We start from the raw sequence: 20,402 nt of genomic DNA, 5'->3' as shown, positions 1-20,402 counted from the left end.
CCAGCGCTGCCAACGTCGTGTGAAGAGAGGACTTGCCGGCGCCCCTGTGGCAGGACGGACCGTCGACCAGTGAGCGGCGGAGCTGAGGAGACGCGACGTGGGAGTGCTAGAGGACTGCCTTGAGCTGTTCACCATGGCCGGGCCCGGCATGTTTCTGTACCAAGGAGCCGGCTCGGACTCCATGCAGCCCAACGCTCAGGTGTACGACCTGGCCGCGCGCACCATGGTGGCGGATGGCGTCGCATTGCTCGTTCCCGATTCGGCCTTCAAGTCCCCGACCCTTCGTGCCTACCTGCGGGATGTGGTAGCCGGCGATGGCCGGCTCGTGGTGGTCCCGTTCGGGCAGGAAGACTCCGGGCTCCTGCCTCTGGAGAGCGCGGTTCGGGCGCAGGACATGGTGGGCATCGTGATCGGCGTGCCGGGAAGCGCCGTCCAGGGCGGTGTCCCGACGGGCCTGGGGGCCCGTCTCGTGCCTGTCGAATCGACAGCAGAGCTTGGTACGCCCGCCCGGTCGGCTGCTGCCTACCGCCTGCTGCCCGAGGCGCTGGCGGCGAACCGGCGAAAGCTTGCCGAGCTGGCCAGGCCGGATCAACAACCCTCCGTGGCCAAGCTCGTCAGCTATTCCGCGACCGGTGGGAGCCGGACAGCCGGCGGTGACGACTTCGCCGCGGGCGACCTTTCGCCGTTGGCCGGCGTGTACCACGCGCGCTTCGGGGACCTGCCCAACCTTCCCCTCGCGCAACTGCTCGTCTCCACGAGCCCGCTGTCCCGCCCGCACCTGACGGACGCCCTCGGTCTGCACTCGATGCCCATGCCCCTGGCGAACGTGCTGCGGGAATTCGAGTCGGGCCGGGCGGCCGCCGCACTGGTTCACGCTCCCTCCGACTCGCCTACGCCCGGGTCGTTCTGGGTGGTGAAGGACGACGCCGGGCAGTTGCTGTGGGCGAGCGGCACCGAACCGGTCGCTCCGGTGGTCCTCGATGGGGCCGTCGACCCGAGAGCTGCCGTCCTGGAGCACCCGTACAGCGAGTTCGTGGTCGTCGCGCCGGATGGGTCGCCGTACCGGCCGGAACTGCCGGCCGAGCCGACGTGGACGCCGCGGGTGTCGGCCAATGCCCGACGAAGGGGCAACACGATTCTGCTCGGCCCGGACGGGCCATCCGCCGTGAGCGAGGAGATCATGGCGGTTCTCGAACGCTACGACGGCCCGAGCATCCTGGTCAACGTGCGCCGCGGCGCACGGAGCGGGCACGGATCAACGCTGGACAAACTGATCGCCGAGAGCCTGCACCACATCTTGGCGAAGAACCCCGCGATCACACTGGTGGTGGCCACCGAGAGCAACGACGAACTGAAGTTCATCGTCGCCGACCAGCATGGGCGGTCATCCGTGCAGCCAACGATGAAGGGCTTCGAGCGGGTCTGGGATGTGCAGGGGGCCCGGTCGCCCCACGGGGAGACATTCTCCAGTCTCACCCCTGCGTTCGGGCGAGCCCTGGCACTCGCCGATCCGCCGAAGGCTGTTCCCTCGGAACTGGTGGCGAACCTCATCACCCAGCCGACGTGGGTGGCCGTGGAGGAATACCTGAAACAGTTCTCGGCCGAGTTGGTCAACCGGCAGGTCGCGGGGGAGCTGACCGGTCTGGAATCGGCGAGCGTGGCCAACGGGGAGCGGCCCTCCCGGTCCGGCAACGGGAAGATCAAAGACAGCCCCTTCTACCGGCCGGATCGGACCCTGCCGGCCTTCCGGGTCTTGATCGAGCAGGAACTGCGGGCGCAGGGGGATCCGAAACCGGACGGTGGGCCTCCGTTGGAACCGCAGCACGCCCGGATCACGGAGCCGATCGAACCACACACCCGGACGGCCGACTCCAGTTTGTCCCTCGGCTACCTGACCGCGCGCGGCCTGGACGCGGCGCACCTCGGCGAAGAGGTCGGTGACTACATGGTGGGCCTGTTGTGGTTGCGGGAACTCATGCGGGCCGCGACAGATGTCGACAAGACGAAGTTCAGCCTCGCCGACGCCCGTGCCGTGGTGGGCGCCAAGGGCGAACTGGAGGAGGAGCGGGCGGCCCGCCGTCCGCACCAGCCCGAGATCTTCCGCGCGCACGCCGCCGTCGTGGAGGCGATCGCCAAGATCGTGGCCGTCGGGGGGGTCGACGCCAACTGGCGCGAGCTGATCAAGGCTGCCGACTGCCTGACCGGCACAGACCGTCTCGCCTGGCACTTCATCTTCCGCCATGTCATCACGCCGTCGTCCGAGTCGGAAAGAGCGGCGATCAAGCGCATGCAGGAATACCTCGTCACCTGTCACGACAAGGCTGGTGTGTGATGCCCGGCGCCTCCGCTCCGCCGATCTGCCTCGACGGCTACACGCCGACTTCTTCCGGCATCTACCTCCAGCCCTCCGGCTCCGGCGATCACGCGCCCCCGCATGTTCAGCACGCACCGCGTATCGACGGCTTGGTGCAGGTGCACGTGAACCACAATGTGCAGGGCGTGCAGGACGCGCGACCGGTGCTGGAGCGCGAGGAGCCGACCACCGTCGCGCGCATGTCGGTGAGCCTCTCCCCGGAGCGCAGTAGAACCATCACCCGCGATGAGGCGCTGTCCGTCGCCGACGATTTCGGCATATACCTCGACCTGCCGGGGCGTGCCGACCTGCTCGACCATGTCGACGACCGGTTCCTACCCATCACCGGCGAGCGAGGCGTCACCACCGCGGCCTCCGCGACAGGTGTCCGGGTGATACCTGAGAACCACCTGGTCCAGACGCTCACCACGCCCGCGGATCTGCGGAAACTCGAGCGCTATCCGGCGATGCGCGGTCAACTGCGGCTGGTGTCGGACAACGTCGAGATCGGCGTACCACCTGCGGTGGCAGCGACGCTGCCGGCGCGGGCCGAGGAGCCGACGACCGGGCTCGCCGATCCGGTGGCCGTCGACGGCTACGCCGGCTTGATGTCGCGTCTTGACGATCTCAAACCGGGTCAGCAGGCAACGGTCACCGCGCGTGCCTCCGGACGCACCCACGAGGTGTCCGCGAGGATGCACCCCTGGGGTTTGGCGGTATCGGGACCGCTACCTCGGCATCCGGACTCCATCGCCGTGTCACTTCCGGTCCCCTCAGCCACTGCGCTGTCGGCCCGGGACCTGGCCTGGCTCGACGGCATCGCCCTCGCCATCAAGGCGCAGCTCGACGACCCGAGCCTGTCGCTCGACGACCAGGCCCGCCAAAGGCTGACAGACGAGATCGAAGGCCTCCGCACGGAGTTCGGGGAGGCGCGAAAGGCCGGCGGGCTGCCCGACAAGCCGGTCAGTGAAGTCATCTTCGAGGCGAAGGACGGCACGCTGCGGGAGTGGCGGGAAGATGGTGCAGAAACGGCCGGTCGCTTCGATGACAGGGCGAGACGCGCGGACAACCCGCAGGAACGAGCCATGCACGTGCTCCGAAGCGCGTTGCACCGTGATTTTTGGCTCGAGACCCACGCGCTGACGGCTGGCGTGCCGCAAAGAGGCACCAGCGAGTCGAGCGACGATCAGGACACCTTCCCCGCCGTAACGGGCGACGGCGAAGCCATACCGCTGACCCGGATGACGTCCATGCCGGCCACGGATGCCGAGCGCCGCGAGTTCCTCCCGTTGGCCCGGAGGATCCTCGGGCCATCGGTGCGACACGTCACCGACGAGAACATGGCGACGCTGATCGCGTACGCCACGGAGGCGTACGACGATCGCATCGAGGGCGGGCCGGTGGGAACCGATTCGCTGCGACGCCGGCACGGCTACGCCACCCTCAGGAAGGACCTCGAAGAGAGTCGGAGCAGGACGGGCCTGCGGGCCAGCCTGGAGCGTAACGTAAACCGCTATATCGAAGAGGAAAACCCTCGGACGGCCGACGATCGAAAGCACGAACTGCTAAGACTCGGTCTGCATCTGCTCGCGAACGAATCGCGCATCGACAGGGAGCGTTATCGCGCGGTAATCCGCACGTCGGACGTTTTTCTCGACTGGGCCCAACGTCGTTACTCGAAGAAGCACTCCGGCCATCTGCCGCCCGGTCCCGTGCCGTTGGGCATGTTGGCGGAGCTGGTTCGCGACAAGCTGGGTCCCGGAGCCTCCCTGAGCTCGTGGGACGTGGCGCACATCGCCCAGGCGAGCAGCGTCCGGCAGGCCTGGTGGGTGACGTCCCGCTTGCCGAGACAGAGAATCTCCCGGATCGTCAGTCAGCCGGGACTCGGGATGGTGACGCAACCTGTCTCCAGGGTGCACACGAGATTTATCGAGCGCCGATTGGACAACGGGGACTCGACGCGAGACCGCAATCAGGAGGTGAGGGACCTTCGCGCTCGGCTGGCGGCGGCGGGCCCCTCGGTGGGTGTCTCCGACGAGGATCTCGCACGACTGGTCGCGACGCGGCGCCGGCTCTACGCCAAATCGTGGGATCGCCGCTACACCTCCATGGGCCTGTCCCACTACCAGCAGATGGCGCGGGAACTGCTTGGCCGTGACCAGGTGACCCCGGACGTGTTGCGGGACCTCGCCGTGATGACGCGCCCGGAGTCCTCCCTGCGCTACGGCGGCGCCCATACCCGGTTCAATCATCGCAAGATCCGGCAGCAGCTTGCCGAGAAGGCGTTCGAGAAATGGCGGCCCGGCACGGACAGGCCCGCCACTCGACCCACCCCCTCGGCGGTCGGCAGTCAAGATCACAGCCGGATGGTGACTGGTTTCCACACCATCGACCTGGACGCGGGTGTCGTCCGCGAGTTGACCGCTTGGATCAACCAGTCGGTACCGTTCGGCGGTAATCAGATCGCCGAGGATGTCGTCAGCCGTAAGATCACGTCTTTGTTCGGCCAGACGCTCGACGACGGCACACCGCTGGAGATCGCCGTCGATGGCACCATCTATGACATCCGGCTCTGGGCGATTCCGAACGCCGGCCCGGAGGTCGATCCGGAAAGCCTGCCCAATCAGCGCGGCCTGTTCTCGGGCGCGCAGGAGGTTCGAAGCTACAGCTTCTTCGAACGGGCGAACTGGGCGACGCAGATGGATGCGACCTTCTTCGACATCGGTGCGGGCCATCGATTCCTGGCCGGCGTGCGGTCCGATGCGGCGCTGACCTACGGCCACGTCAGCGGCTCGGGGAAGCGGGCTCTCAGCAGCACCACCATGGCCAGGTATCGGCAGGCCCGGGTCAAGGAGGATCTGGGCTGGGTCAACCTTCCGGTGAACTGGACGCTGCGGGTTCAGGAGCGCAGAACATACCATCGCAAGCGCGATGCCGTGTCCGAGTTGCCGACGGCGCTGAGCGTGGTCAATTCCATCCGGCAGGGCACCCTCCGCAGCGACAACGATGGTGGGCGTTGGCTCGAGCGCACCTTCACCGACGGCGAGGGGAACCCGGTCACGCACACGATCAGATACGCGGTGCCGGAGTTCAATCTGCCCTACTCGAGAGAGCAAAGCCAAAGCGATGAGCTGAAGGATAAGACCGACCCCGATTACGGGACGAAGATGCCGGTCACTGATCCAGGTGATTTCCGGGTGTGGAACATGGATCACGGCGTCACCCGGATCCAACTCGCGGATCAGGTGATCACCGGTGTCCGGGCCATTCTCACGCCCGAGGGCTACGCCTTCTGGAAGACCCATCTCGAGCGATACCTGTCGAACGACGAGCTTGGACTGCACTTCGCGAATCTCGTGCGTGCCAAGGGCGAACGCGGCTACCAGCAGACGTTCCGGGTGCTACTCGAGAGCGACGGTCGTCGCCTCAGCCTGAGCCTCGGCGCCAAGGACAACAGCCCGATCACGAACGTCACCAAGATCAGTCAGGTGAGCCGCAGCAAGGAAAGCCGGATCGACGACGTGACGGCCTCGGTGCTCAGGACCCAGGACATCGAGTACGTCGACTCCATGGGCCGGATCTCGGTCACCGAGTCCGCCCGGGTGCCGGACTCACGGCTCGTTCGGGCCATGGGGCGCCTGGTGAAGCCGGTCGGCCATAGTGCCGGCCAGTTCATCCAGCAGAGCCGGACCTTCCTGACCCGCGCCGTCCGGGTGGTCGGTGAGTTGCAGGTGGCGTTGGTCGAGTTCGACCTGGAGTTGAGGGTTCACCATTATCCCGACAAGCACCTGACGGCCGCCGGCGACAAGGGCGACCCGCTCCACGAGGAGTCGAGGGATGTGTCGGGCTTCGCGCATGTCCTGGTGCACAAGGACGATCTCCAGAAGTTGAGCACCGTCGCAGGCGACCCCACCCCCTCTTCCAGCAAGCTCACGTCCGACAAGATCGCTACTGCTACGAGCGCGACGGAAAAGACGAACTCCGCTGATCCCCGCTGGTGGAACCCGGGCAGCGGCTGGGGCCTGACGATGGACGTCGTCCATCACCTGGAGGGCGTTGAGACGCTCTATAACAAGATCGTCCCGCTGTTGGTCGAGGGAGGGCACCTTCCCAAGGCGGCGAACACCGCAAGGGGCGACGCTACGTCGCCGTGGGACATCTTGCAGAAAATGCCGCTGACCGGAGCACTGGAGAATAATCCCGGCCTGGACTACCGCAACTGGCAGGCGCTCATCCACGAGCTGTCGGAGGACAATCTCCTGTCCAGGGCGGCCGACGTCATGGATTCCACATCGAACGACCGGGGTATTGTTTGGCTCTTCAGGCATCCCGCCTCACCGCTCCGCATGGAGAACGCCCGCACCGTCACCCTGACGGCGGAAACACTCAGCTCCTCGTTCAAGGAACAGACCCCATACGAGTTGCAGTACGGTCACATGCACACCGTGGCGACCACCATCAAGCAAGCCAAGGTGTCGGCCCGGGAAGGTGGGCTTGTCGCAGGCGCGGGTGGAAGCGAGGGCGGCGCATCGCTGCAGGGCGTGCTGAGCGGCCAGTACGGCTCCAGAGAGTCCGAGAACAGCGGACGGACGCAGTCCAGTTCGGTGATGTCCGACACCGACGGTCAAAAGATGAAAAGTCGGAGTTTCACGGCGGAGATCCGTTGGCACTGGGCGGTCAAGCCCGCTGGCGATACCGCCGGACCCGTCACCGGCTCTGGCGATACCGCCGGGCCCCGCACCGCCACAACCGGCAGCGGCACAGTTGACGCAAGAGCCATCATTCTCCAACCGGACGCGCTCAATGACACCGGCTCTACCGACTCCTTGGGCAGGCTTGTCGTCGTGCCCGCCACTGGCGACCACCCGGAGCTGACCGCCGAAAACCTGCCAGAGGACTTCATGCGGCGGGCCATGGAAGATCCGAACGAGCAGTCTCCGATAACCAGGATGGATGCCGTCGCCTACACCGTGATCGGAACCTGGGGTGCGGAGAAGTTGCAGGCCGCAGCGACGGAGGCGATCGCGGGCGAGGAGAAGCGGCTATCGGCGAACGGGCTGCGCGGGCGGGTCGATCGGGTTCTCGAGGACCTGCGGCTGAATCCGGAGATCCGGGCGCAGCAGCTGGAGTCGTTCCTGTCGACCGCGCTGAGCCGGGACGCCTACAGGGGCTTCTTGCTCAGGGCGTTCACGGGGGCGAGCGTGGTGATATCGGTGGGCGGCGGCACCGTGGGTCTGACCGCCGTACCGGTGGGGGTTCCAGAGATCGTGAAAGTGTGGAAGCCCTACACGCAGCAGGTCACCGAAGCCCAGGCGGGTAAGGAGACCGGCGCGGAGAACATGTGGCAGGCGGGGGCAGGGGCCGGCGGGTTCCTCGGCAAGAGTGGCTTGAAACCCGTCATCGAGGACGCCCCGAAGAGCGACGCTGGAAACAGCGAGCTGGTGCTCGGGACCGGCAGCTACACCCGGGTGAAGGGGAGGGGAAAGGTAGCCGCCGAATCAACCACGCTCGGCAAATATTCGGGCTTGTTCCAGGACGCTCATTATATGATCGTCCGTGTCGCGGTGGTCCATCAGGTCCAGGCGGGCAACACCGTCCGTCGGGTCGCGGGCGAGGTGCTGCTGAACATCAAGGTGACAGATGCCATCCCCTACGCCCGTCTCTTCCGTAACCCGGAGCTGATTGCCGACCAGATCGCGGCGGCACAATCCGTCCGGCCGACTGCGGACACCCGGACGACAACGGTGAGGCCGTCGACCGCTCAAACGCACGCGTCCCACGGGGCGACGGTGTGGCCGATGCTGCTCAGTGGCGGCAACGGGCAGACAGGCGTTGCTCCGCTGGTCGCGGCGTTGGCCGAGGGGGCAGCGCCATTCCACTCCGCCGGGCTCGTCACCTACGTCAAGTCGCTGCCCGCCAGCTTGAATCCCTTCATGGGGAAGTTGCTCGACGGTGGCGTGTCCTGGTCCTACCGCAGTGACGATCACCGAGATTTCACGATAACGATGAGCGCCGAACAGGTGGGCCCCGCCTCGGGAAGTCACGACGGCGGTAGCGGCGCCAAGTCGTACACCCGGCAGAACGACGCACGCAACGAAAGCCGCCGCTGGAACAGTGGGCACGTTGCGGCCGGCGCCAGTAGTGGGATGGGCCAGCCGGACAAGCGCGACGGGCTCAAGATCCAGGGCTTCGATCTCGGGTTCGTGGCCGTTTCCCTACCGGGCGGCTTCAGCCGGAACACCGGCCGCACTGACATGCACGGTTCGAATCTGTTGTCGATGGAAGGTGTGCGCGCCAACAACCTGACCGGCTACTTCCAGAACGTCAGGTTCTACGGCACGGTCGAGGAGAGCACAGCCAGCACGAAGACAACCCTGAGGAACGTCGTCGGCGGGGGTAGGAAGGGCGAGGGCTTCGATGCCACCGTGAAGCTCATCGTCCTCGAACCCAGGGACGGCGCCACCGCTCTGGGCGCAGACGAGCGCCCCCTCGATTTTGGTCTGAGCCAGGAGCTCCCGGAGAACGCGCTGCTCGTCTCCGTACGCGGGCTCGGAGCGATGCGCACGGCACTCTCGTCGGAGGGCTTGGGCGGCTCCGGGAGGCTGAAGGACACCAGCGACCAACTCAACTACGAGTCGCTGCCCAAGAAGCTGGGGGCGATGCTCACGGACGAGGGCGCCTGGTTCCGATCGCTGTCGACGGGCAGGGGGGACCTCCACGCTGGCAGCAAGGGCTTCGTGGTGAGAGCCCGCGTCGCCGAGGTTCAAGACTTTTACTGGGTGGAGAAGTCCGAGCTCGAGAAGTACGACCACGGAACCAATCTCGTCGGCAACACCGCGCTCGACACCCTCCGAGCACATGCGGGCGTGTCGCTAACGGTCGCCGCCACGCCGGATGGCTTCAACTGGGTCGGGCCCACCGGTACCGTCGGCAAACAGCGGGCCACGACCCTCGGCACCGATCAGTCGCTGTCGGACGAGCGCCGGGCGTGGCTGCGCAGGAGCGCGTCCCTGTTCGTCGTGCACGTCAGGCTGCAGTACGAGGTCGAGTGGCCGGGGAAGCGCGAAGCGCAAAAGGTCGAGGCGATCGGGTACACGGATATCGTCGTGTCCAAGGAGGACGCCCAGGCGCTGGGAATTCCGGACGACGCGCTGGCCGCCGCGGTACCGGCGAAGAGCCGCGCCAAGGTGTTTCCCGGCTATCAGGGACCGGCCGCCGCAAGTCGGGATGCCGGGTCCGCAGCCGCCGTCTCGGCCGCCCAGCGGTTCCACCTGCTGCTCCGGCAGGCGGACGCCGGGCTGCACGCGATGCGTCCTCCTGCCGGCGTGAGCCGGATGGAGATCACCAACGTCTACTCGATCGCGGACGGCGGGCACGCCGAACCGAAGGGCAAGAGACCCGCATCTGAACGCCCCGTGGTGTGGTACGAGCTCGTGCGCAGCGACGACGAGTTGGTGTTCGTCCTGCGGGTCCACCTGACCGGTGACCCGGACGCCGTTTCGCACGTCAAGGCGCAGACGAAGGCGGGGGTGGAGCTCCACCTCAACAAGCCGGGACACCGGCTGCCGATGGCCGATCGTCGACTCCGGGTCGAGGTGCAGTTCGTCGATGCCGGGCAGGCGCACCTCATAGTTCCGGTGCTGTCGGGGGAGCCGCCGACCGGCCAGGGCTGGGCAGGGGATCAGTTCCCGGCGTTCTACGCGCACGAGGTGCTGCGTGCCATCGGCGCGACCGGCCATCAGCGCCCGCGCGGCAAGGCCCCGGCGACCGTACCGATGGAGGTCCGTGACGCGGACCTCCAGCAGATCATGGACGTCCTGGAACCGATGTGGCCGTGGCGCGGTGTTCCCGGGGGCGAGCTGCAGCCGAGGCCGGTCCGACGGCTGGAGATCGCTACTGAGCGGTGGCGTCAGGGTTCCACGGATGCGGAGCCGTTCCGCTTCGTCGACACCCCTGACGGCAGGCGCTTGCGCGTGGTGCCCGGTGCGGGTGAACAGGTCGCGGTGCGCTACGAGCTGGTGCGCGGCGATGACGAGATGTTGTTCGTGGTGCGGGTGCACCTGACCGGCGGCGCGGACGCGGTCGCCGAGGTGCGGCAGTTGGCTACCCGGGGCGTGCAGGAATACCTCAACGATCCCCGACACGTGCTGCCGATGGTGAACCTGCCCATGCGCGTCGAGGTGCAGTTCGTCGACGCCGCACGCGCGCACCTCACGGTCGCGGTCACCGCGCCGGGCACCCAGATGGACCAGCCGCACTGGGCGCAGGGCCAACCGCCGGCGTTCTACGCCCACGAAGTGCTGCACTTCCTCGGCGCCATCGATCACCGGCCCCCGTCACGACGTCGCGACAGTGACCTGCCGGCCGACCTGCGGACATCGTTGATGAGCCCTCCCGTCCCGGGCGAACGGATGGTGGTCCTCGACGAGGATCTGCAACAAATCATGGACACCCTGGCCCCGATCTACGCGGGCGTCATCGGCGACCATGGTCCCCTCATCCGCCCCGACGGCGCCGCCACTGCCGCCGCGGGTCCGAGCAACGTCGCCGAATCCTGGAACAACGGGCTCTCCAGAGCACCGCGAATGCCCGACCCGGTGCGAACCCCCTCGCCCGTACCGGACGTCGTTACGGTCACCGACCTGCTCTACGCCGAAGCCATGGTTCCCGTCCTCCGGATGCGAATCGACCAGGCCGAGCGCCGGCTCTCACCGGACGATCCCGAAGTGCAGCAGACGAATGAGGCGTTCCAAGAGCTCAACAGCTTGGTCGACGAAGCCGGAAAGGCCGGCGAACTGCCGGACAAGTCCCTCAGCCAGGCCCTGCTCAAGGCCTCCTTCAAGGATGTCGTGGGTTGGCAGGACACCGCGCGTGCCAAGGCGGAGGCCCTCGCCGATCGGACGTCGGGTGGCCGGGGTGCGTCGCAGACCCGGCGCCAGCTTCAAAGCGTGCTGTACCGGGACTTCCTGATCGAGACCAGTGCGCTGGGTCTCAAGCCGGAGGATCCCGGCAACGCGCAGTTCCTGCCGATAGTCAGGGCGGCGTTCGACCCGGCGGCGTCGGCGGTGACCGACGGGGACATGCAGAGTTTGACCGGGTTCGTCGCCGACCTGATCAAGGCCGATCAGCCAGTCACGATGGAGACCCTGACCCGACGCGCCGGCTTCCACCGGCTGCGCCTGGAACTCGATTCCGGTTCCGTCGCCGGAGGGATCGCAGCGGTCGACGCCGCCGTCAGGCAGTGGCGGACGCCGTCGCCTGACCAGGAGCTGGCGCAGCGCGATCGCCGGCTCGAGTTGCGCGCCATCGGCAGAACCCTCGTGGAGGAGGAAGGGACCTTCGACCCGACGCCCGCGAACCTGGACTCGTTGAACCGGGTGATCGAGTCGGCCTACCGGCGATACGCGAAGGTGAATGACGGTGCCCGCCCGCACGGGCCGATTCCGGCGGCGGCACTGCAGGATCTGTTCCACCACAAGCTCGGTGATCGGGCGACTCTGACCTGGGCGAGCGTGCAGCTGGTCGCAGGTGAGGCGGACACCCGCCAGTCCTGGCGAGACCGGCACCCGGTGCGGGCGTTGACGGCCAAGACATTCGTCGAGGCAGATCTTCCCGGGCTGGCCACGACGGTTCAGAAGGTCAACGCCGGGCACAGCAAGAAGATCCGACAGGAACCGGGCCAGGCTGACTCGGTCGCAGCGCGCAACGCCGAGCGGGACGCGCTGTGGGCGCTGGTGAACCCGGCCGCGTCGCCGTCCCCCGCGCAGCCGGCGGATCTGGTCGGCGCCGTCGAGCTCGCGGTTCTCGACCGACAGGCTGGGTCGTCGACTGCGCAGGCCGCTCCGCCGTCGACCGCCGTAGCGCCCGGGGTCGGAGAAAAGGAAGTCGCCGCACTGGTCGCAGTCCGACGTCGGTTCTACGCCGATGAGCGGGATCCCCAGTACACCGGCTTGGCCGACTACCAGCAGATGGCATCCGAACTGCTGGGTGCCGAGGGCGTGGTGGGTGCGGCCGAGCTGCGCGACCTGGCCATCATGATGCGTCGCATACCACGACGCCTCCCGCCCGTCAGCAAGGACAGGTTCGACGACCGGGCCGCACGGCAGTGGCTCACGAGGCAGGCGATCTCGAAGTGGAACTCGGGGCCGCCGCAACACCGGCCGGACCCGCAGAATCCGCAGGTCGCGCCGGATGCGAGAACCGACCGGAGCCGAATGGTCAGCGCCTTCCACGCCGTCGGCGAGATGCCGTTCGTGGCGGATCTGACCGCCTGGATCAACCGGGCGGTGCCGTTCGGCGCAGGGCAGGTCACCGAGGAGGTCGTCCAGCGCAAGCTGGCCTCCCTGTTCGGCCAGGTGCTCGACGACGGAGCGGCGCTGGAGGTCACCGTCGACGGGAACACCTACGACATTCGGTTGTGGGCCGTGCCGACCCGAGGGCCGGCGGTGGACACGGACAGCCTTCCCGCCGCGAAGAGCAGCAACCGGTTCGATGGCAAGCAGGAAAACCGGATCTACGGTTACGGGGAGCTGGCGTCCTGGTACACCTGGGCGAAGGCGAACAGCTACGACGCCGGGCTGGTCTACCGTGCCGCGCTCGGGCAGGCCGAAGCGCTCAGCGGCGCTCGGATCGACCTGGTGGCCGCTCTGGGCCGGATGCCGGGCAAGGGCCAGCGGGAACTCAGTTCCTACACCCCCGCCGAGTTCCAGCAGCTACGGATCAAGGAGCCCCTGGGCTATGTGAACCTGCCGGTCAACTGGGCGTTGCGGGTGGAGGCGCAGGGGGCCGGGAAATGGCGGGAGTTCACCTTCCGGACCGGGGACGGCGCGTTGCGCGAAGACAACGTGCGCTACGCGGTGGCACAATTTCAACTGCCCTACTCCGCGGAGGAGAGCGGTGTTCCACGGCCCGCGGAGAAGAGCGGTAAAAAGCCGGCGAGCAGGCCTGACCCCGGCTATCTGAAACCGGTGGCCATCACGGGGCCCGAGCAGTTTCCGGTGTGGGAACTGGATCACGCGGTCTCCCGCATACAGCTCTCCGATGCGGTGCTCAGCCAGGTGCAGAAGGCGCTGCCCGTCGAGACGTACGCGTTTTGGAAGCCGTACGTCGAGGCGAACCTGTCCAACGACCAACTCGCCCTCCGTCTGGGCGACATCCTGCGCCCCCAAATCGACCGCCACTACCAGCAGGTGTTCCGCCTGACGTTGCAGGCTGACGGCCAGCGGTTGAGCCTGAGCCTCACCGCCGGCCGCCGTGACCAGCCGGTCAACTCGGTGACGAAGATCAGCGACGTGAGTCAGAACGGGGAGACCCGGTTCGACCGGGTGCAGGCCGTCGTGGCCAAGACCCTGCTCAGCGAGGACACGACGCTGACGCGCCGGGCAACGCTGACGCTGGGTTTCCGGGCGCTCGAGCGGTACTTCCGGTCCGGAGGTCGGTCCCAGTTCGGCTGGCAGAGCGGCGACCAGCTCATCCGCCATCACCGGGCCCTGATGACCCGGGCCGAGCGGGTCCTCGGTGAATTGCAGGTCGTGCTGGCCGACTTCACCGTCCGGTTGGAGGTCCACCACGAGCGCGACGGGGAGACAACACCCCACACCCGCGGGGTCGACGTCAACGGCTTCGCGCACTTCATGGTGCACAAGGATGCGCTGGCGGGGCTGGCGACCGCTGACCCGGTGGGTGCCTCCGGCCGAGCCGGCGAAGCGAGTGGAACAGCGGCGTCGCGGCCCGTCGTGGAGCCTGTCGCCGAGGAGCCCCCAGCCAGGTGGTGGACCCCGGGCCCCGACTGGGGACCGACGATGGACTACGTCAAGAAGCTTGGTGGCGTGCCGAAGCTCTACGACCAGATCGTCGGGCTCATGGTCTCCAAGGGGTACCTGCCGAGGGAGGCGGCGGGTGTCGGTGGCGCAACGCCGTGGGACAGGTTGCAGAAGTTGGGGGTGACAGGCGCGGACGTCAACAAGACCGGCGTGGAGTATGCGAACTGGGAACTGCTCCTCACCAAGTTGAACGAGCGCTCCCTGCGGGCGGGGGCCGACTACGTGCTGAACATCGACCCAACACAACCGGGTGTCGCCTGGGTCTTCTCGCACCCCTCGGACCCGGTTTCCCCCGAGCGTTTGCTCACCATCGGCCTGTCGGCCGCGACTACCGGTCGCACCACCTACGTCGGCGCCAGTGACAAGCAGGTGCAGGTCGGCCACACCAGCATCGACACCATGACCACCAAGCGCACCAAGGGCACGGTCAGGGACCTCTCCGGATACCTCGGCGCCGGTGGGAACGAGGGGGGCAGCTTCTGGCAGGGGCAGGGGGGCCGCCAGGCCACGCGGACGAAGAAGAACAAGGTCGGCGAAACCCAGTCCACCGCGCTGACGTCCGACACGGACGGCCAGAAGATGCCCAGCCCGATCTTCGACGTGGACATCCGGTGGACGTGGGTGGCCCTGCGCAACGGAAAACAGGTGGCGCCGTCCGCGACGGTTGACGCGAAAGCGACGATCCTGCAACCGAAAGACCTGAATGACGCGCTCGCCGCATCGCCCCCGGCACCGCTCACGTTCGTCCCGACTTCCGATGGATCGCCGGCGCAGATTCGAATCAACAGCGTCCCGCCGGCGGGTTCCGTCAACAATCCACAACTGCGCTCGGTGTTGGCGGACATCGGGACCGCGATCTACAACACGCTCGGTGCTCGAGGAGTCGGGAAGCTTCAGGAGAAGCTGATCGAGAACCCGCCCGGTCTGCCTGCGGTCGCCGTCTGGAACGGACTCAACCGTGCCGTCTACCGGAGCGTGCTGCTGAGGGCGCTCGCCGCGGCGGCGATGATTCCGGTCGGGAATCGACTGGTCGGCCTTTCCGTCCGCCCGGTCGGTCGCCCGAAGATCGTGAAGGTCTGGTTCCCCTATACCCAACAGATTCTCGAGAGCCAGGTGGGCCGCGAGGAGGGCCAGGAGACGCTGAGTGAGCGGGGCTACCTGGGCGCTGCCTATGGCGGCGCAGAGGCCACCGCCGGTAACGAGTTGGTGCTCGGGGGCGGCAGCGCCACCATATTGACCGGGAGCGGAACGGCTTCCCTGGGCGTGCAGACGGTGGGCAGCTATCGAGGGCTCTACCAGGACCAGAAGATGGCGGTCGTGCGTACCGTGGTCATCAACCGGGCCCAGGTGGGCGACGCCGTCGTCGAAACCTTCGGTGAGGTTATCCTCAATGTGCTTCTGAAGGATGTCATCGCCAACCGGGATGCCTTCGACGGAGCCGAGTTGCTGGACGAGCACCCCGCCGAGGTGCGCGCGGCTACGACCCCGAAACCTTCGCCGGTCCTGGCGCTGACCACCGAACTGCGGCCGCCGGTCAGTCTGGAGCATGGTCTGTCCTGGGCCGCGATGTGGCCGATGCTCTACGGCGCGACAGCCCCGGAGGCGACCTCCCGTCAGCAGACGGGTTACGGGAAGCTGAGCGAGAGGCTGGCTCAGGAGGCCGGCGCGTTCCGGTCGCCAGGGCTGGTCGCCCTGCTCACCGCACTGCCGTCCTGGCTGAGTCCGTACATGGCGAAGATGCACGACGGGGGCGCGCTCTGGAGGTTCAAAGCCGACGGCCGGTCCTTCGTGGTGTCGATGTGGGCTGAGTTGGTCGGGCCGGCCTGGGGCAGCCGCCCTGGCGGAAACGGCATCAAGGTCTACGAACGGGGCAACCGCTATCGCGACGCCAGCCGTCGCTCCAAGGCGACGCGTTCTGTGGGCCTCAGTGGCATCGGCACAGGTCGACCGGACGACCTGAACGGCGGTTTCGTGTCGGGGTCACTGGGCATCGGGTCGGCCCGTGGAGAGGAGCAGAGCGACACGCGCGGCTCCAACCTGCTCTTCATGACGGGGCTACGAGCCAACAAGCTGACGGACTTCAACCAAATGGTCCGATTCAAGGTGACGATCGAGGAAACCACCGGGCGCTCCCCGACGGAACTGGTCAAGAAGGCGTTCGGCGGTCAGCGCCCGGCGCGCCGCGTGAGCTTCACAGTCGATGAGGAGCACGTCGTCAGCGTGCCTACGGAGGGCACGATGCCCAAGGGGCGCCCAAGCAGGAGATCACGTTCGGCCTCAACAGCGCGTTGCCGCCCGGAATTCTGATCGAGGGGATCTATGGCGTAAAGAATATTTTCGAGGCGGTGGAATCCGCCGGTGTGGGGAAGGCGGCGGAGGCGCCGGCCGCCGACGGCCATCTCAATTTCGAGACAATGCAGACGAGCCTGGGCACCATGCTCAGCGAGTCTGGGGCCTTGTTCACCGCGGTGTCGATCCACGGTGCGGTGTTGGATCCCGGCCGGGGCGGCCTCCGCGTCAAGGCTCGCTTCAGTGACGTCCTCCAGCTCTCCTACATGGAGAAGGCCGAGAAGGAAAAGTACGATCACGGCACCGATCTCGTCGCTGACACTGACGTCTCGACCAGGCGGGAGAACGTGGCCGGCTCCGTCACCGCCACCGGGCCGGTAGCGCCCGGTCAGTCGGTCGGGGGTCAGGTCGCCGTCGGCCGCCAGTGGAGCCGGGCCCGCGGCATCGACCACACCGCGTGGATCGAGCACCGGGCCTGGCTCCGCAGGGACAGCTCCGTCTTCTTCGTCTTCGCCCTGCTGGAGTACGAGGTCACGTTGCCGGGCGCCAAGAAAAGCTACAAGGTGCACGGTAGCGTCGGAATGGTGGTCACGAAGGAGGAGGCCATCGACTGGGGCATCCCCGAAGCGGCACTCCGGTCCGTCGTGCCGGCCGACAAACGGAACAAGGAGTTCCCGCGCCCCGACGGAGCGGGTCAGTCGGCGTCGGAAGGTCCATCCGCGACGCCAGCCGGGCCCCTCTCGGACAAGCAGCGGCAAATCGTCACGGCGTACGACAAGACGGTCAAAGGTCTGCGCACCATCACCACCCGCCCGCCATCGACCTCGGGCTCTACCGCGTCGCCGTCCGGACGGGGAGCGGCCGGGCCGTCAAACCCGAGGGCGGGCGTCCAAAGGCCGTCGCGTGCGCCGAGGCCGGACCCCGACCAGATGTTGGTCCCGAGCGGCATGGAGGGTTTCCAGAACGATCAGCACAGGTTCCAGTTCCCGAACCTTCCGGCCGAGTGGCAGGCGGCCTACGACGCCGCTCGGCCCCATCGCCTGCGCACCGAGCGCTACAACCCGGCGAGGAACGCCCTCGACACGGACAGCAACCTGCTGCGCGGCGAGCTGACGACGATCGACTTCCGGGTCCGCGAATTCCAGGCTCCGGACGGTACGAAGGTGCGAGCCTTCGACGTGCACCTGGATCTGGTGTCACCCGACGACCGGGTCACACCGGATGCCCGCGCCGCGTACGGTCGCTCGGTGCAGGACACCCTGAACCAGATGGTCAACGGCCAGCACCGGTTCGACGACGGCTTCCGGTTGCACGTCAACTTCACCTTCGACACCCCCACCTGGGCGGGCGGGCTGGCCGACGCCTGGAGGTCCGACCCGGGGCGCAGCCCGGCCGTCGAGATCACCGACGACGCGTCCCCTGACACCGACCAGCACCTGTGGAAACTCAGCGACACCGCGGCAGTCGGGGTGCACGAGATCATGCACTACCTGGGCGCGAAGGAGGGTTACTCCTCCGCCGATCGGCTGTTCCATACCCCGCAGCTGCCAGGCGTGATGGGCAGGAACGTGCACACGCTGCCGACCAGTTTCTCGGCCGGGTCGACGCCGTACCTCGACGACAGCGATCTCGCGGTCATCGCGGCGGTGGCCGCTACCGCCGGGCCGGTCGCGGATCCTGGCCTCAGCGATCCCGGCCCGGAGCCGGAGTGGCTACGGACGTCCCTCGCCCGCATCGAGCGGCCGTACGAGGACACGCCGAACCTGCTCAGTGATATGTCGGTGCCTGGTGTCCGGGCGACGCCACCGCCGAAGGACCTCCGGGCCACCGCGCGCCAGCAGCCGGGCCAGTACTTCGTGTGGCTCAGTACGGCCCGCGACGTGGCGGTGGACCGACCCGTGTTCGAGTGGCTGAACGAGCGGTTGGAACAACTCGCCCAGGCCGGCAGGACACCCATCGTGGTGACCCGCGGCCGGCCCACCCTCGACGACGTCTCCGGCAGCTCGACGAGCGGGCCAAGGGCCGACAAGCGCAGCCTTTCCGTGCTGCTCAACAGGTACGGCGTCGCTGTCGTGCACGAGCTGCCGCAGAGTTCCGGCGGACTCGGTGGGTTGAACCTCGACAACAGCTGGAAGGTCCGCGGATCCACCCCCACCGCAGCGAGCGACCGGCAGGCGGACGCCACCTGGTCGAGGATCGACGCGGCGGTGGTGGACGCCGCGCGCCGCCTGGCCCGACCGACCGTTCGCCCGGTGTCCGAGGCGTTCGGCGCGCTGGTGTGGGGCGCGCGGAGCGTACGCGAGCAGTTCGAACTGCTGCGGTCGCGTCCGGCGGACCTGATGAACGCGGCGCACCTGGAACAGGCCGCCGGGATGGCCGAGCGGGTCCCGGCCAGCATGAACGCCGCACTGGTCAAACCCCTGCTGCGCTTCGGCACGGACGACGAGATCGTGGTCACGTTCACGGAGTCCACGGCGCGGCAGCAGCCGAGCACGCTGCTGCAAGCGGTCGGCCGGCTGGACCAGGCGGGCAAGCTGACGGACCCGCGGGAGCCCGGCGGCGCCACCGGCGACTTCATCGACCTGGTCCAGGCGGTCCGGCGGGGCGCGGACGAGGCGGAGCACAGCCGCTTCGACTTCGCGGTCTCTCTGCTCAAGGCCATCGGCCAGGTCAAGGCCGGCAGGTTCGACGACGCTGAGGCGTTCATCGCCGAGAACCGCGGACGGCTCGAAGCGGCCCAGAAGACCATCTGGGTGGACGCGCTCGAGGAGCTCAAGAGCGTCATGGCCGACGACACCGATCGCGGCCGCCTGGAGCAGGTGCTGGCGGCGGTCTACGAGTGCTGAGCGGGCGCCCCGCGGTCGGCTCGGCAGCGGGGCGCCCCACGGGCGGCGGATCAGGCGGGCGGGGGGCCGCTGGCGAGCTCGCGCCGCAGCACGGGCAGCACCTCCGCACCGATGAGGTCCAGTTGCTCCAGCACCGTGCTCACCGGCAACCCGGCGTGGTCGATCAGGAAGAGCTGACGGTGATAGTCACCGACGTACTCGCGGTAGCCGAGAACCGCGTCGATGACCTGCTGCGGGCTGCCCACCGTCATCGGTGTGGTGTTCATGTGCTCCTCCAGTGAGGGCCCGTTGCCGTAGAGGGGCGCGTTGTCGAAGTACGGCCGGAACTCCCGGACCGCGTCCTGCGACCTCGGCCGGACGAAGACATGCCCGCCGAGTCCGACGACCGCCTGCTCGGCGGTGCCGTGGCCGTGCGCGGCGTACCGTTCGCGAAAGGTCCGGACCAGCCGGGCCGTGTGCTGCCAGGGCCACATGATGTGATTGGCGAAGAAGCCGTCGCCGTGGGCGGCTGCCAGCTCCGCGGTCTCCTCGCTGGACACCGACGCGTGCCAGACGAACGGCGGATGGCCCGCGAGCGGCCGCGGCACCGCTGTGAAACCCCGCAGCGGCGTACGGAACTCGCCGGACCAGTCGACGGTGTCCTCGTCCCACAGCCGGCGCAGCAGCCGGTAGTTCTCGGTCGCCAGCCGGCGACTGTCGTCGGGGTCGCGGCCGAACCACGAATACACCGGACCGAAGATGCCCCGGCCGAGCATGAGGTCCAGCCGGCCGCCGCACAGGTGCTGCACCGTCGCGTAATCCTCAGCGATCCGGACCGGATCGTTCGTGGTGATCAGAGTCGTTGCCGTGGACAGCAGTATCCGGCTCGTCCGTGCGGCCAGGTAGCCCAGCAGCACAGCCGGCGCCGACACGGCGTACGTCGGGGTGTGGTGCTCGCCGACGGCGAAGACATCGAACCCGGCTGCCTCGGCGTGTTCGGCGATCCGTGCCGTGCTGAGTAGCCGCTCGTGAACCGTTGGCGCTCGGCCCGTCACCGGGTCGGGGGTGCGGTCGCCGAGACTGTAGACACCGATCTGCATACCCCCCAGACGA

The 20,402-nt window shown here is 67.8% G+C and carries 4 protein-coding genes; 3 read left to right on the top strand and 1 reads right to left on the bottom strand.

The genetic code is table 11. From position 1 onward, the window contains the following. Positions 1-133 precede the first annotated feature (133 nt). Genes AC3CF1_RS07930 through AC3CF1_RS07920 form a run of 3 tightly spaced genes read left to right on the top strand, consistent with a single transcriptional unit; the run spans position 134 to position 19,310 of the window. Complete coding sequence (locus AC3CF1_RS07930) at positions 134-2,332, top strand: hypothetical protein (protein ID WP_488449947.1); 2,199 nt, start codon at positions 134-136, stop codon at positions 2,330-2,332. Next, positions 2,332-16,482 carry a hypothetical protein gene (locus AC3CF1_RS07925; RefSeq protein ID WP_488449946.1) on the top strand — a complete coding sequence of 4,717 codons (14,151 nt, stop codon included), beginning with the start codon at positions 2,332-2,334 and terminating at the stop codon, positions 16,480-16,482. Before AC3CF1_RS07930 ends, AC3CF1_RS07925 begins: the two co-directional genes overlap by 1 nt. A gap of 38 nt (positions 16,483-16,520) precedes the next feature. Further along, entirely contained in the window at positions 16,521-19,310 is a 2,790-nt protein-coding gene (locus tag AC3CF1_RS07920; protein WP_488449945.1) for a hypothetical protein, read from the top strand. Between the two features lie 50 nt (positions 19,311-19,360). Here AC3CF1_RS07920 and AC3CF1_RS07915 read toward each other — a convergent pair whose 3' ends face one another. Then, on the bottom strand, positions 19,361-20,389 hold the full coding sequence (locus AC3CF1_RS07915; protein WP_488449944.1) for a CE1758 family FMN-dependent luciferase-like monooxygenase: 1,029 nt from the start codon (positions 20,387-20,389) through the stop codon (positions 19,361-19,363). Positions 20,390-20,402 lie beyond the last annotated feature (13 nt).

This window comes from Micromonospora sp. MGP-C2 (genome assembly GCF_057766525.1).
This window is presented reverse-complemented; position numbering and strand designations above follow the sequence as displayed.